The following is a 14,112-nucleotide window of genomic DNA, read 5'->3' as shown; positions in this document are numbered from 1 at the left end:
GCCGCCGGACGGGCGGAGACGCTAAACGCCTGTGGAGCGCCGGTAAGACGGGCACACGTACCCGCACAGCGCGGTGAAGCAGGAAGCCCCCGGAAAGGTCAGCCGACCCAGGCCGGAATCCCTGGACTTTAGGCCAGGGAGCACGTCAACGTCCATGCTCGTCCCCCATGACGTGCTGCCCCCGCCGGATGCTAACCCGTGAACTCCGCCGTCCGGCCACCCGGGTGTGCCGGGTGAACCCGGGGGAGGAAACACCGGAAGCCGTGCCGGACAGGGAATTCCTTCGGGCGGATCGTCAGGTGCGGGAGAAGGGTGCCCAGCCGGAGATCCCGAACCCGGGGCCCTCGCGCCGGATCTCGAAGGCCCCGTGGCCGGGCAGGTGGGCGGGCAGCACGAGGGCGTTGTGGTCGGCCGCGTAGGCGAACATCCGCGCCCGGCTGGCGCGGGCGGCGTCCTCGTCCTCCTCGAAGCAGCTGTTGAGGTGGGGCTCGTGGATCTGGATCGCGCCGTGCAGCAGGTCACCGGCGAGGACCGCGCGGTCGCCCCCGGACTCGAGGTGGACGACCGAGGAGCCCGGAGTGTGCCCGGGCGCCGGTTCGAGCCGGAGGTTGGCGTCGATGACGTGGGAGTCCTCCCAGGTCGTGACGAGCCCGGCGTCGATCACCGGCTGGATGCTGTCCTCGTAGACGTTCTGGTTTCCCCGGCCGAACCGGGTGCGGTGCAGGTTGTCGGGATGCCAGTACGTGACGTCGGTCTGCGGCATCAGATACGTCGCGTTCGGGAAGGTGGGCACCCAGTCGCGTCCGTCGAGCCGGGTGTTCCAGCCGACGTGGTCGTCGTGCAGATGGGTGTTGACGACGAGGTCGACGTCCTCCGGTTCGATGCCGGCCGCGGCGAGGTTCTCCAGGTAGTTCGTGTCCAGGTACGACCAGATCGGCTGCAGCGGGCGGTACTTGCCGTTGCCCGCGCCGGTGTCGATCAGGATGACCCTGCCCTCGCTGCGCAGCGCCCAGGACTGGGTGGCGACGCGCGTCAGGTCGGTGCGGGCGTCCCAGTGGTCCGGGTCCAGCAGTGCGGCGTGGCGCTGCCATTCCTCCGGCTTGCTGCCGGGGAAGAACACGTCGGTCGTCATCGGTGAGATGTCCGAGAACTCGATGACGCGGGTGATCTCGACGTCCCCCAGTTTCATCGTGGTGACTTGGGGCGCGGTGGAGACGGCCGCTTCCGTGGGCGACGGCGGCGTGGATGGGGTGGTGGGCATGTGTCTACCTCGTTCGTGTGTGATTCGCGGGGCTGGGCCGCGACGCGTCCAGCGGTGCCGTGGACGGCGGGTGAGCAGTGGATGCGGATGGCTTGTGCCGTGATCCGTGCGATCGACTCTGGAGGCCTCCGGCCGAGGTAACCAGGCCCGCTCCTGCCTACCCCTGACAGGTACAGGCGACGGACACGACTGCCGCGCATACTTGCCGCCATGGACCGCAGATCACCGCTCGGTGAGTTCCTGATGGCACGGCGGGCACAGCTCGGCCCGGACGACGTCGGCCTGCCCCGGTACGGAGAGCGGCGCCGGGTGCCCGGGCTGCGCCGGGAGGAACTCGCGATGCTGGCCGGGGTCAGCGCCGGCTACTACACCCGGCTCGAACAGGGCCAGTCGCTCAACGCCTCCCCCGAGGTCCTCGACGCGATCGCGGCCGCCATGCGGCTGACCGCGGCCGAGCGAGAACATCTGCACGTCCTGTCGACCACGGTGAGTCATCGGAACAGACCGGCGGCGCCTCCCGCGGAGCACGCCTCCGCCGATCTGCGTACGCTGCTGGCCGCCATGAGCGACGTGCCCGCACTCGTCATGGGCCGCCGCAACGACGTGCTCGCCTGGAACGGAGCCGGGCACGCCCTGTTCGCCGGCCACCTGGACATCGCCTCGCCCGACGACCCGGACACCCGGCCCAACATGTCCCGGCTGGTCTTTCTGGACGCGCACACCCGCGCCCTCCACCGCGACTGGCCCGCCAAGGCCCGCGCCGTGGTCGGCAACCTGCGCATCCTGACGGCCCGCAACCCCGACGACGCCTGCCTCGCCGCACTGGTCGGCGAACTGGCGATCCACAGCCCCGAATTCGCCTCGCTGTGGGCCGAGCACACCGTCGAGCCCTGCGGCCGGGACGTCTACGACCTGGCCCATCCGGTCGTCGGGGACCTGACCGTCACGCAACAGACGTTCCACATACCGAAGGAACCGCACCAGTCCCTCGTCACCATCACCGCGGAGCCCGGATCCGCCTCCTCCGCGGCGCTGACGGTGCTGCGGCAGGCGTGTGGCATCGGCAAGGGGAGCGGGTGAGGGAACTCGGCGGGAGCCGTGGAACCTATCCGCGCCGAAACGCGGCGAGCGCCTGCCGGGCGTGCGCGGACCAGGCCGGCACCTGAGCCGGGACGAGGGCGGTCAGGTGGGTCTCCATGTCGCGGATCGTGCGCGCGGCGCCGCTGTCGTCGCCCCGGAACGTCTGCCAGGACGCCAGTGCCACGTGCGCGTTGGCCCAGCGCTCCAGATGCCCGATCCGCCCCCGGTCCAGCACGAGTACGCGTCCGTGGGCGACGGCCAGCCGGAACCCGCGCTCGGCCGCGCCGTCACGGGCGCACCGCATCGCGGTGACACCCGACACGAGTGCCGTCTCCACGCACGCCTCGTGCACCGCGTCCCGCGGATGCCTCCCCGCCAGCCACACGAGACTGCCGCACAGGTCCTCCAGGGCCTGCGACACCTGGTCCGGCTCCATGAAGGCGAGCGAGCCCGACACCAGCTCGTCGCGCTGCCGGGCCAGGTCGGTGATCAGCCCGTCCAGGTGCCGCGGCCGCACGTCCCGTACCTTCGACAGGTCGGCGAGCCGGACGTCCAGGCCCTGGAGCAGCAGGGAGTTGGGGTCGGCGCCCAGCGAGGCCGCGGTGTCCACGGCCTGCGCGGGGAGCAGGCGCTGCCACGGATACGTGGTCCGCTCGGCGAAGTGCCGGCGCATCGTCTCCATCTCGCGGACCGCGCCGTCCAGGTCCCCGGACCGCTGGAGCGCCATGGACAGGGCTCCCCGCAGCCGGGCCGCCTCGTCCACGAGGTCGGCGCGTCCGTCGTCGATCAGGTTCTGGTACTCCCGCAGCGCTTGTTTCGCCGGGGCCTGGGCCTCGATGACATGGCCGAGCCGGAGCAGCACGTTGACCCGGCGCTGGCGGGCGTCCGCGACATCGCGCAGGGACACCTCGCCGCGTTCGAACAGGGACTCCACCGCCGTGGTGATCTCGTCGGCCGCCGCCAGTGCCTCCGCGTGCCGGTTCAGGTTGCCCAGCGCGGCGTTGAGGGTCTGCAGGCACTGCACACGGACCTGCTCCTCCTGCGGCTCGGCCGGAATGCCCAGCGCGTCGAGCGCGAGCCGTACTTCGTGGCACGCCGCCTCGGGCTCTCCAGACCTGCGCAGCAGCACGGCCCGCCCGTTGTGGATCAGCGCCGTGACCAGCCGACTGCCCGAGCCCGTAGTGGACCTCGTCCCCAGCACGCGCTCGGCCTCGTCGAACTCCCGGGCCGCGGCCGCCCCTTCACCCGCGTCGACGAAGGCTTCGGCGAGTTTGCGCCGGGCTTCGGCCCGCTCGACGGCCCAGGCGTCCCGGCCGTCCGTGTCGCTGAGTCGGTCCCACACCTCGACGGCACGCCGGGCCAGGGCGACGGCGGCGGCCGGGTCCTCCAACGCCCGTACGAGGGTCGACTCGTGGTCATGGGCCTGCGCCAGGTAACGGACGTACTCCAGCCGGCCGTCGCGCAGCACGGCGTCCTCCAGCAGGGAGCGGGCCGACCGGTACGCGGCGAGAGCCTCCTGCGGCCGTCCGGCGTGCTCGTCGCCCAGAGCGGACAGCAGCAGGGCCCGGCCCATGTCCCCGGCGACGTCGTGCCGACCCCGCTCGTCCACCAGTGGTTCGTACAGTTCGATCGCCGCGCGGGCGTGGGCGGCGGCGTCCCGCCGGCTGTTCGCGGTCACCGCCCGGTTGAGGCGCAGCGCGGCTCGGACGGCGTCGAGATCGGCCCGGCCCGGCGCGGCGGCGGCCTCGATCAGTGCGTCGGCCCGCTCCCACGCGGCGGTCACCTCGTCGGCCCGCCCCGTCTTCTCCAGCGCTGCGGCCAGGCCGGCCAGCGCCAGGGCCAGCCCCTCGTCCTCACCGGCGAGGGTCATGGCGTCGATGGTCTGTTCGAGGAGTGGGATCCGTTCGTGCGGATCGTCGACGGCGTTGGCCTTCGTCCCGAGAGCCATGCCCCGGACGCGGGCCGCCTCGGCCGGATCCGACAGCGCGGCCGCCTCGTCGAGGACCTGGTCGCAGATCACCACCGACTCACCGGCGGAGCCCGACAGCCGCAGTACGATGGACAGTGAGTGCAGGACCGCGAGCCGCAGTGAGAGGCCGTACTCCCGGTCCGGCCCCGTCAGTTCCTCCAGCGCTCTGGCGCTCGACCGGTACGCGTCGACGGCTCCGGGCAGGTCGTTGAGGCTGTGCCGGACCCGTCCCGACTCGGCGATGACATGCGCCCGCATCACCCGCACCGACTCCTCGGGGTCCCGCACCGTGTCGAGGACCCGTGCCGCCTCGGTGAGCGCCCGCAGGTCCTCCATGGCCTGCGAGGCCCGGCTGCCGTGGCCGCTCGGCCAGAACCGCACCGCTTCCCCCGGGTCCCGGCCGGCGGCCTGGTACGCCTCGCCGAGGAGTTCCCGGGGGTCCTGCCACGCGGCCCCGCCGAGCAGTCGGCGCTCGAAACCACCCTTGAGGGAGGGCCGCGGCAGGGCGGGCGGCGGGTCACCGGGCAGCGGGATCCCGCACTCCCGCACTGCGGTCCGCACCAGGCTGTCCGCCGCCTCCCGCAGGGACTCGGGCCGCTCCTGCGGGTCCGTCCGGAAGCAGGCCCGCAGCAGCGTCGCCACCCCGTCCGGCATGGCGACCGGCCCGGTCGCGCCGTCGCGCCGTCCCTCCAGAAACGTTTCCAGCGCGGCACCGGCGAGCGTTCCCGAAGGCCAGGTGCGGCCGCCGGTGAACATCTCCAGCACGGTGACGGCCCAGCTCCACAGGTCGGCCGGCCGGCCCAGCGGGCGGCCCTCGGCCTGTTCCGGGGAGGCGTAACCGGGGGTGGCCCCCGCCGCCACCGCGTTCGGTGGCGGCGCCTCCTCCGCCCGGGCCTCCGCCAGCGTCTGCCGTAACGCGTTCCTGAGCACTTCGCTGGTCGCGGCGTCGATGCCGTCGCCCTCCCGGGTGAGGAAATCCAGCACGTACTCCGCGCCGATGACGTCCTTGGCGTCCCGCTCACCCCCGGTCGCCAGCCCGAAGTCGGTGATGCGCGCGCCGCCGTCCTCGGTGAGCAGGACGTTGCCGGGCTTGGTGTCGAGGTGCAGCAGCCCGTGGGCATGGGCGGCGTCCAGTCCCCACGCCGCCTCCACGGCGACGCGCAGCACGGTGTGCAGGGCCTCCTGCGGCGTACCGGCGTACAGCCGTCCGTCCGCGATCCAGTCCGCCAGGGAACCACCGGCGACGTACTCGCTGAACACGGCCAGCTGGTTCCCGACGGTACGGGTGAAGTGGCAGGGGGTGATGTGCGGGTGGGGCGGCAGTCCGATCCAGCGCTGCGCCTCGGTGAGGAACCGTCCCTGTTCCACGGGGTCGTCCCGGTGGACCCGCTTCACCGCGTACCGGTCCCCGGTGCGCCGGCTCACCGCGAGGACGACCTCGCCGAAACCGCCGTGGCCGAGGGCGCGTTCGACGACGAACTCGCCCAGCACCGTCGACCCGGCCGGCCAGGGAGCGCCGTCCCCGGCCCGGCCGGGACGTCCGGACGACGGCCAGGAGCGGGAGCTGTGTGCCGGCATGGGGGAGTCCTTCCGGGAGGGAGTGGGGGGAAGACGCTCTACACCGATTCCAGGGCCGACCGGAAGGCGGCCGCCGTGGCGAAGCGGATGCGCGGCGTGTCTGTCAGGGCCTCGTCGACCAGGCGGGCCAGGCGCGGCGGCACGTCCGGCGCCCGCTCGGACAGGGGCACCGGCGCGCTGTGCCAGGCGGTCAGCCAGGGGTCGCGGTCCGGTGGGAAGTCGCGCGGGGTGCGGCCGCCGCTCAGCACGAAGTAGAGGGACGCCGCGACCGCCCACACGTCCACGTCGGGCTGGGAATACTTGAAGTTGACGACCTGCTGGCGGGGCATGAACGCCGGTGTCCCCGCCGACGCGCCGGTACGGGTCAGCCCGCTCGCCCCGGCCAGCTCGTAGGACTTGGCCAGGCCGAAGTCCGCGATCTTCACCTGCGGGGCCGACGGTTCGCCCGCCAGCAGCAGGTTGTGCGGCTTGATGTCACGGTGGACCACGCCGGTGACCCCGACCCGCCGTCCCCCGGCGTCGACGGCGTCCAGGGGTGCGGTGTGCGCGTGGTGCAGGCCGTCGAGCACGTCGAGGAACAGGGCGACGGCCGCGTCCGGGCCGAGCGGTTCGCCGTGCCGCACCCGCTGCTCCAGGCTGCCGCCCTCGCACAGCTCCATCACCAAGAAGTACCGCCCGTCCGCGTACCCGCAGGCATGGGTGCGCACCAGATGGGGGTGGACGAGGGCCTCGGCCGTGCGCAACTCCCGCAGGACGCGCGGATCCCCGCCCCCGGGACGCGACGAGGTGTCTCCGCGCAGCACCTTCACGGCACACCGCTCGCCGCTCTCCCGGTCGACGGCGCTGTACACGGTGCCCATTCCGCCCCGGCCCAGCCGCGGGCCGATCGCCCAACGGCCGAGGACCGGGCCTCTGTTCCGGGTGTCCATCGGCGTTCTCCCCCGTGTCCGCGCGCATCGGAACCGACACTGTGGTCCACGTCGCCTCGTATAGTAGGGGGCCGCACCCGAACCGGGACGGTTTGCGTGGAAAGTCGACCAACAGGGTGATGCGGTCCGGTAGTTGCACCGCTCGAAGGAGGACCGGGATGTCCAGGGACCACTCCGCGGATCCGTTCAGCACGTTCCTCAACGCGACGAACCGTCAGGTTTCCGTCGGACGTACGCCGACCGGACCCGCCCGCTCCACGGACGCCCTGCCGCCCCTCGCGACCCTGGTGCTCCGGGCCCTGCACGGCAGGCCGCGCACGGCGGTCGGGGAACTGCGGACCGAACTCGGGCTCAGCACGCTCCGGATCGCGGAGGCGGTGGCGGTGCTCCAGCGGCTGGAACTGGTCGAGGTGACTCCCGCCGGCGCCGACGAGGCGGTGGAACTCAACGATGCCGGGCGGGAGTTCGTCGAAGGGGCCCGCTAGGCCGGAACGGGTCCGGGGAAGCGGAAGTCGGGAGGACACCAGGTGCAGGGATTCGTCGCGGCGGGCGTGCTGGGAGCGCTGGTGGGCACGGCCGAACTGATGTCGCGCTACCGCGACCGCCCGTCGGCCCTGCTGGGCGTCGCCAGCGCGTGGTTCTACGTCCTGCTCAACACGGCGGCAAGCGCCGGCGTCCTGTGGCTCATCCGGGCGTTCGACTGGCGGTTCGGGTCCACGTCCCCCGACCAGACGGCGGCCCTCCAGGTGCTCGTCGCCGGACTGGCCGCGCTGGCGCTGTTCCGCAGCTCGCTGTTCAACGTCCGCATCGGCGACCAGGAGGTCGGCGTCGGCCCCAACCTCATCCTTGCGATGCTGCTGGGCGTGGCCGACCGGGGTGTGGACCGGGTGCGCGCCAAGGACCGCTCCCAGCAGGTCACCCGCATCATGCGCGGGGTGCGTTTCGAGCGCGCCCGTGTCGCCCTGCCCGCCTTCTGCCTGGCCCTGCTGCAGAACCTGCCCGAGCAGGAGCAGCAGGACCTGGCGACCGCCGTGGAATCGCTGGCCGCCAGCGAGATGACGGACACGCAGAAGTCGTACGCGCTGGGTCTGCTGCTGATCAACATCGTCGGCCCGGACGTGCTGGAGGGCGCGGTGACGGCGCTGGGCGAGGAGATCGGGGAACCGCAGCCGTCCCTCGGACGGCAACCGGCGCAGGGCCGCCCCGACACCGAACCGCTCACCGCCTGACCGGACGGCCTGCCCTCCACCCCGGTGGCCGCGGGTGCCCGGCGTCGTCGCTATCCCATGAACTCCGGCCGCTCGTACGGCGTCCACCAGCTGAGCAGCCCCCAGACCCCGAGCGCGAGTGCACCCGTCGCGATCACGGCCGCGAGCCAGGGCCGGCGCAGTGTGCGCAGGACGAGCACCCAGGCGGCGAGCGGGACGAGCGCGCCGCCGGCGGCGATGAGCGGGAGGTCGACGTAGAGGACGCTCAGGTCCCGGCGCATACCCTCGAAGCCGCCGTGGATGCTGACCCGCGCTTTCGGCGCCCAGGCGAGCACCGCCACGACGGCCCCCACGGCCGCCAGGAGGAGGCCTGCACAGCCCGGTCTCTCTTCCCTCATGCCCTGATCCGACGCGATCACCCCGCCGGTGGTTCCCTGGCGTGCTACTGCCGGTAGCCGCTCAGGAAACGCCCGATCCGCCCGATCGCCGTCTCCAGGACGTCCGCGTGGGGAAGGGTGAGGATGCGGAAGTGGTCGGGGGCCGGCCAGTTGAAGCCGGTGCCCTGGACCACCTGGATCTTCTCCCGCAGCAGCAGGTCCAGGACGAACTTCTCGTCGTCGTGGATCCTGTGCACCTTGGGGTCCAGCCGCGCGAACGCGTACAGCGCGCCCTTCGGCTTCACGCAGCTCACGCCGGGGATCTCGTTCAGCTTCTCCCAGGCCACGTCCCGCTGTTCGCGCAGCCGTCCGCCGGGCGCGGTGAGCTCGTGGATGGACTGCCGGCCGCCGAGCGCGGCCTGGATGGCGTACTGGGCGGGCGCGTTGGGACACAGCCGCATGGAGGCCAGCATGGTCAGGCCCTCGAGGTAGTCCTTCGCGTGCTGCTTGGGGCCGGTGACCACCAGCCAGCCGGATCGGAAGCCCGCCACGCGGTAGGTCTTGGACAGGCCGCAGAAGGTGAGGACGACCAGGTCGGGGGCGAGGGCGGCGGCCGAGTGGTGCACGGCGTCGTCGTAGAGGATCTGGTCGTAGATCTCGTCGGCGAACACCATCAGGCCGTGCCGGCGGGCGAGGTCGAGGATGCCCTCGACGATCTCCTTCGGGTAGACCGCGCCGGTCGGGTTGTTGGGGTTGATGATGACCACGGCCTTGGTGCGGTCCGTGATCTTCGCGGCCATGTCGTCCAGGTCCGGGTACCAGTCGGCCTGTTCGTCGCACAGGTAGTGGACCGCCTTGCCGCCGGCGAGGTTCGTCACGGCGGTCCACAGGGGGAAGTCCGGTGCGGGGATCAGGACTTCGTCGCCGTCCTCCAGCAGGGCCTGTACGGCCATGGAGACCAGTTCGGAGACGCCGTTGCCGAGGAAGACGTCGTCGACGTCGACCTCCAGGCCCAGGGTCTGGTAGCGCTGGGCCACCGCGCGGCGGGCGGAGAGGACGCCCCGCGAGTCGGTGTAGCCGTGCGCCCGGGGAAGCATCCGGATCATGTCCTGGAGGATCTCCTCCGGTGCCTCGAAACCGAACAGGGCCGGGTTGCCGGTGTTCAGGCGCAGCACGCTGTGCCCCGCCTCCTCCAGCGCGTTGGCGTGCTCGATCACCGGACCGCGGATCTCGTAACAGACCTCGCTGAGCTTGCTCGACTGCCGGAACTCCATGCGCCGCTTCCCCTCACGTCGTGTTGCTTGGTTTTACCAAGTAGGAGCTTGGAAAGTCCAACAACATGTCTAGACTGCGTCGCATGTCACCACGCCGAAGCTACGACCAGTACTGTTCCGCAGCCCGCGCGCTCGACGTCGTCGGCGACCGCTGGACCCTGCTGATCGTCCGGGAACTCCTCGCGGGACCGCGCCGCTACACCGACCTGCACGCGGACCTGCCCGGCGTCAGCACGGACGTACTGGCCTCCCGGCTGAAGGACATGGAACGCGACGGCCTCGCCACCCGACGGCGACTGCCCCCGCCCGGAGCGGCGTACGTCTACGAACTCACCGCACGCGGGGGCGCGTTGCTGCCCGTGCTCCAGTCCCTCGGCACCTGGGGCGAGGCCGAACTGGGCGAGCGACGGCCCACGGACGCGGTACGGGCCCACTGGTTCGCGCTGCCCCTGCTGCGCGCCCTGGAGGGCGAGGGACTCGTCGAAGTCCACCTGGAGGAAGGCAGGTTCCACCTGCACGTCGGCGCCGGGGACGGTCCCGTGTACGGCGACGGACCCGCTCCCGGGGAACCCGACGCCCTGCTCTCCCTGGACACCGCCACCTGTACGGTGATCAGCCGCGGCGAACTGACCCTGGCCGACGCGGTCCGCGCGGGGCGGGCCGAGGTGACGGGCGAGGGCACGCTCGCCAAGGCGCTGCGGGAGGCGTGAGACGAAAGGCGGAAGGCCCGCACGGGGCGGGCCTTCCGGAAGGACGTCACGTCACGCGGTCGGCGGCACCCCGGGCGGACGCCCGGACCCCCGCGTCAGCCGGTAGCCGGCGACACCCGCCAGGGCGGCCAGCACACCGCCCGCCGCCGTCCACGTCCAGCGGTCGGACCACCAGCCGGAGGTCCAGCCGTCCTCGGGTTCCAGATCGGCCAGGACAGCGGTGGGCGAGTCGTCGTCGTTCTCCAAGTCCGACTCGGTACGTACCGCGATGCCCGGCACCAGCGGTTCGGCCAGCGCGCCGTCCACCGCCGCCGCGCCGCCCATGTCCTCGGACCCGACCCGCAGTTCGGCGTCCACCGGCTGACCCAGGTCGGCCGTGGACAGCCGCAGCGCCGTGAGACGGACGTAGTACGTGCCCGGCAGCGGGTCGTCGGCCCACGGCTCCGACCAGGCGCGGACCGTGCGCAGCACGCACTCCAGCTCCACGGAGGGCGCGTCCGCCCCGGCGGTGCGGGTCTGCGCGCCGTACTGGCAGGCCTGGCGGCGGCGCAGACCGTCGTACACGTCGATCTGCCAGGTCTCGGCCGCGTGGCTCTCCGGCAGTTTCACCGTCGCGTGGACGGTGGGGCGCTGACCGGCGTCCGCCGGGAACGACCAGTACAGGTAGTCGCCCGTGGAGGCACGCGCGGTGGCCGTCTGCCCCTGCTCGACCTCCGTCGCCGTACGGAACGAGGTGCCCGCGCGGGTGGGTGCCCCGTCGTCGTCCGACGCGCCGGGGGAGGGGGAGGAGTCGGCCGCGGCGGGGGCGGCGGCCAGCCCGAGCGTCAGCAGGGCGGCACTCAGTACACGTAGCGCGCGCATCAGTTGGTCCTCCAGACAGCGAGCCGCCAGCGTGACAGCCAGCCCCAGACGAGACCGGCGAGGAAGCCGGTGAGGATCAGCGCGCCGAGCAGCCACCAGCCCCGGCCGAGACCGAAGGAGGCCACGTCGTCCGCCCCGTCCGGACCGTCCACGACGTCGACCGTCAGTTCCAGCGGAAGACCGGGCGTGGTCTTCACCCCGGAGTCCGCCGAGAAGGAGTTGGTCACCGCCAGGCACACGACCTCGGCCGCGGGCTTGTCGCTGTCGTCGTCGTCCCGTTCGGGCTTCGGGTACCGCAGTCCGGTGGACAGCACGTCCGTACGGCCGTTGCCGGTGGCCTCGCCGCGCACGATCTCCCGGTCGTGCACGGTGACGGCCCGCAGCAGCACGCCGTAATCCGGGCGTACGGCGCGGTCCGCCGCCACGCTCACCGAGGCGCGCAGCTCCTGCCCGGAGAACAGTTCCACGCGGTACCAGCGCTGCTGCCCGAACTCCTCACGGTCGGTGTACAGACCGGACTTCAGCACCGGCGCCTTGTCGCACGAGTCGGCGCCCTGGGTGGCCACCGGCGTCACCACCGGCTCGGCCGCGCGGTCCACCAGCTCGTTCACCCGGTCGGTGAGCTCGTCCTGGTGCTCGACCGAGGTGTACGTACCGCCGGTCGCCTCGGCGATGCAGCTGAGCTGCCGGCTCAGTTTGGCGTTCGGCACCAGGCCCAGCGTGTCGATGACCAGGCCGATGCCCTTGGCCGCGATCTCCCGGGCCACCTCGCACGGGTCGAGCGGGGCGCAGGTGTCCTCGCCGTCACTGATCAGCACGATCCGCTTGGAGCCGTCGCCGCCGTCGAGGTCGTCGGCCGCCTTCAGCAGGGCGGGGCCGATCGGGGTCCAGCCCGTCGGTACGAGGGTGGCCACCGCCGTCTTCGCCTCGGTGCGGTCCAGCGGGCCGACCGGGTAGAGCTGCGCGGTGTCCTTGCAGCCCTCCTTGCGGTCGTCGCCGGGGTAGTTCGCGCCCAGCGTGCGGATGCCGAGCTCGACCTCCTCCGGCGTCGCGTCCAGCACCTCGTTGAACGCCTGCTTCGCCGCCGCCATCCGGGACTGGCCGTCGATGTCCTTGGCCCGCATGGAGCCGCTCACATCGAGGACCAGGTTCACCTTGGGGGCGTCCTGGCCCGTGGGTTCACCGGCGGCCGCCCCGGCCGGGAAGGCGAGCCCGGCCGTCAGTGCGGCGAGCAGGGCGCAGGCGCCTGCCACCGGCCGTTTTCTTCTGATCATCGGCGGATCCTATTGATCAGAGGTGTCATGCTCCAAAACGGGACGTCACCTGGACCCGTACCGCAGCGGATTGGGAAGTTCCGCCCATTGGTCCCCCGCCGTCCGCGGCGACAGCCGCATCAGCGTCAACGCCTTCGCCGGCAGCGGCTCGTCGAGCAGGGCGGTCAGGTCCCGGGTGCGCGGCAGATGCGGTACGGCGCTCTCCAGGGCCGTCCGCAGGGCCGGTCCCGACCCCGCCGTCCCCGCCAGCGCGCCGGCCACCAGAGAACCGAACAGCTTGCGCCGCAGGGTGCGTTCGTCGTCCGTGACCATGCGCGCGGGCAGTTGCCCGGGAAGTGGGACGCCGTGCCGGGCGAGGCGGGCGGGGCCGATCCGCAGATCGGCCAGATCGCGGTAGACCAGCCGTACCGGATCCCCGCCGGGCGACAGCACCACGAGCAGATTCTGGCCGTGCGCCTCCAGGGCCACCCCCAGCTCCAGCAGCCGCAGCCCGACCGTGAGCGCGAGCCGCGCGAATCGTCCCAGCCAGGCGGGGGAGCCGGGCAGTCCGGTGGTCGCCAGCGCCGCCACCGGGACGACCCGCTCCCCGGGCGCCGTGTACTCCTCCGGGGACTCGCGCAGCACCGCCGCGAGATCGGGGGACCCGGCCGCCACCGCGCCCAGCGTGCGGGTGATGTGCAGCAGCCCGTCCGTGCGCGCCGCCACCGCCTCACCGAAGTCCGACAGCACCGCCGACGCGGCCACCGACCCGAGCGAGATGTCCCGCACCGAGGACGTCAGCCGGGCGCTCAACGCCGTCTTGACGTGCGGTCCGCCGGGCAGCGCCAGGGTGCGCAACGCCATCAGCGGATGCGCCGCGAGCCGCCGCTCGCCCGTCCGCTTCAGCACGTGCGCCGCCTGCCAGGGATGCACCGGGACCACCACCCGCCCCGGCTCCCGCAGCCACCCCGGCCAGACCCCCGTCACCAGGCACCCGGCCTCCGGTACGGGCACCAGTGCCAGCTCCACGACCGGCCCGTGCTCGGGCCCGTGGGCGAGCTGCTCGGCCACCGAGAAGCCCGGTCTGGAACGGCAGTTGGGATGGAACGGATGCCCGTCGACCACCCGCTGCTCCCACTCCCAGTCCCGGGCGGGCCACTTCGGCGGGTGACCCGCCCCCGCCCGGGACAACGCCAACGACGCCACACTGTGCCCGAGTTCGGCGGCGAACACCGCCGAGTGCGGTACGGCGAGCTCCGTCATCAGCCGCGCCGGATCGTCGTACACCGCCTCGTCCAGCCGTACGGCGGTGACGTACGCACCGGTCGCATACGGATCCGCGTGCGGTCCGCGCAGCCGCCGGCCGTCCGCCAGCCGCAGGGCGAACCCCTCACGGTCCGCTTCCCGGCGGACGATCCACGGCAGCGGCTCGTGCGCGAGGCCACGCCACAGCCGGGTCAGCACGGCCGCGCGGGCGCCGGGCAACTCGTCGGCGTACCGGTGCACGAGGCCGGGCCGCACGACGGCCAACTCGTCGGCGACATCGGCCTCGGCGGTGGGGGGACGGTGCACGGGCGGGCTCCTCGGTGACGCGTGGAGTGGGGCGTACGGG

12 protein-coding genes are annotated in these 14,112 nt (G+C 72.7%); 4 read left to right on the top strand and 8 right to left on the bottom strand.

What is annotated here, in order from left to right; all coding sequences use genetic code 11:
• Positions 1 to 295 precede the first annotated feature (295 nt).
• Positions 296 to 1,189 (bottom strand): MBL fold metallo-hydrolase, encoded by an 894-nt coding sequence (locus ACH4VX_RS33065; protein WP_398372724.1) that lies wholly within the window; start codon positions 1,187 to 1,189, stop codon positions 296 to 298.
• Positions 1,190 to 1,471: 282 nt separating this feature from the next.
• Between ACH4VX_RS33065 and ACH4VX_RS33060 the strand changes: the two genes are divergently transcribed.
• Positions 1,472 to 2,341: a helix-turn-helix domain-containing protein gene (locus ACH4VX_RS33060; RefSeq protein WP_398372719.1), complete on the top strand. Its 870-nt coding sequence runs from the start codon at positions 1,472 to 1,474 to the stop codon at positions 2,339 to 2,341.
• 25 nt (positions 2,342 to 2,366) lie between these two features.
• Here the strand turns inward: ACH4VX_RS33060 and ACH4VX_RS33055 are convergent, their stop codons facing one another.
• Positions 2,367 to 5,888, bottom strand: coding sequence for a protein kinase (locus ACH4VX_RS33055; protein ID WP_398372717.1), 3,522 nt, complete (start codon positions 5,886 to 5,888; stop codon positions 2,367 to 2,369).
• 38 nt (positions 5,889 to 5,926) lie between these two features.
• Positions 5,927 to 6,817 carry a serine/threonine-protein kinase gene (locus ACH4VX_RS33050; RefSeq protein ID WP_398372715.1) on the bottom strand — a complete coding sequence of 297 codons (891 nt, stop codon included), beginning with the start codon at positions 6,815 to 6,817 and terminating at the stop codon, positions 5,927 to 5,929.
• A 158-nt stretch (positions 6,818 to 6,975) separates the two neighbouring features.
• Here ACH4VX_RS33050 and ACH4VX_RS33045 point away from each other — a divergent pair, with 158 nt between their 5' ends.
• Both ACH4VX_RS33045 and ACH4VX_RS33040 read left to right on the top strand, forming a co-directional pair.
• Positions 6,976 to 7,302: a MarR family transcriptional regulator gene (locus ACH4VX_RS33045; protein WP_398372713.1), complete on the top strand. Its 327-nt coding sequence runs from the start codon at positions 6,976 to 6,978 to the stop codon at positions 7,300 to 7,302.
• A gap of 42 nt (positions 7,303 to 7,344) precedes the next feature.
• On the top strand, positions 7,345 to 8,046 hold the full coding sequence (locus ACH4VX_RS33040; RefSeq protein ID WP_398372712.1) for a hypothetical protein: 702 nt from the start codon (positions 7,345 to 7,347) through the stop codon (positions 8,044 to 8,046).
• Positions 8,047 to 8,096: 50 nt separating this feature from the next.
• Here ACH4VX_RS33040 and ACH4VX_RS33035 read toward each other — a convergent pair whose 3' ends face one another.
• Positions 8,097 to 8,423: a hypothetical protein gene (locus ACH4VX_RS33035; RefSeq protein ID WP_398372710.1), complete on the bottom strand. Its 327-nt coding sequence runs from the start codon at positions 8,421 to 8,423 to the stop codon at positions 8,097 to 8,099.
• Positions 8,424 to 8,467: 44 nt separating this feature from the next.
• Positions 8,468 to 9,676 carry a pyridoxal phosphate-dependent aminotransferase gene (locus ACH4VX_RS33030; protein WP_398372708.1) on the bottom strand — a complete coding sequence of 403 codons (1,209 nt, stop codon included), beginning with the start codon at positions 9,674 to 9,676 and terminating at the stop codon, positions 8,468 to 8,470.
• Positions 9,677 to 9,759: 83 nt separating this feature from the next.
• Between ACH4VX_RS33030 and ACH4VX_RS33025 the strand changes: the two genes are divergently transcribed.
• A complete protein-coding gene (locus ACH4VX_RS33025; RefSeq protein WP_398372707.1) occupies positions 9,760 to 10,386 on the top strand; it encodes a winged helix-turn-helix transcriptional regulator in 627 nt (208 codons plus the stop codon).
• Positions 10,387 to 10,437: 51 nt separating this feature from the next.
• On the opposite strand, the gene ACH4VX_RS33020 is transcribed toward ACH4VX_RS33025, so the two are convergent.
• The 3 genes from ACH4VX_RS33020 to ACH4VX_RS33010 are packed head-to-tail and all read right to left on the bottom strand — an operon-like array spanning position 10,438 to position 14,072.
• Positions 10,438 to 11,247, bottom strand: a complete 810-nt coding sequence (locus ACH4VX_RS33020) for a hypothetical protein (protein ID WP_398372706.1) — start codon at positions 11,245 to 11,247, stop codon at positions 10,438 to 10,440.
• Complete coding sequence (locus tag ACH4VX_RS33015) at positions 11,247 to 12,521, bottom strand: VWA domain-containing protein (RefSeq protein WP_398372704.1); 1,275 nt, start codon at positions 12,519 to 12,521, stop codon at positions 11,247 to 11,249. Before ACH4VX_RS33015 ends, ACH4VX_RS33020 begins: the two co-directional genes overlap by 1 nt.
• A 45-nt stretch (positions 12,522 to 12,566) precedes the next feature.
• On the bottom strand, positions 12,567 to 14,072 hold the full coding sequence (locus ACH4VX_RS33010; RefSeq protein WP_398372702.1) for an IucA/IucC family protein: 1,506 nt from the start codon (positions 14,070 to 14,072) through the stop codon (positions 12,567 to 12,569).
• Positions 14,073 to 14,112: the final 40 nt, after the last annotated feature.

Origin of the sequence: Streptomyces sp. NPDC020731 (assembly GCF_044334705.1) — a bacterium.
In the GTDB taxonomy this organism is placed as follows: Bacteria; Actinomycetota; Actinomycetes; order Streptomycetales; family Streptomycetaceae; genus Streptomyces.
Note: the sequence above shows the minus strand (reverse complement) of the source record. Positions and strands in the feature narration are given on the sequence as shown.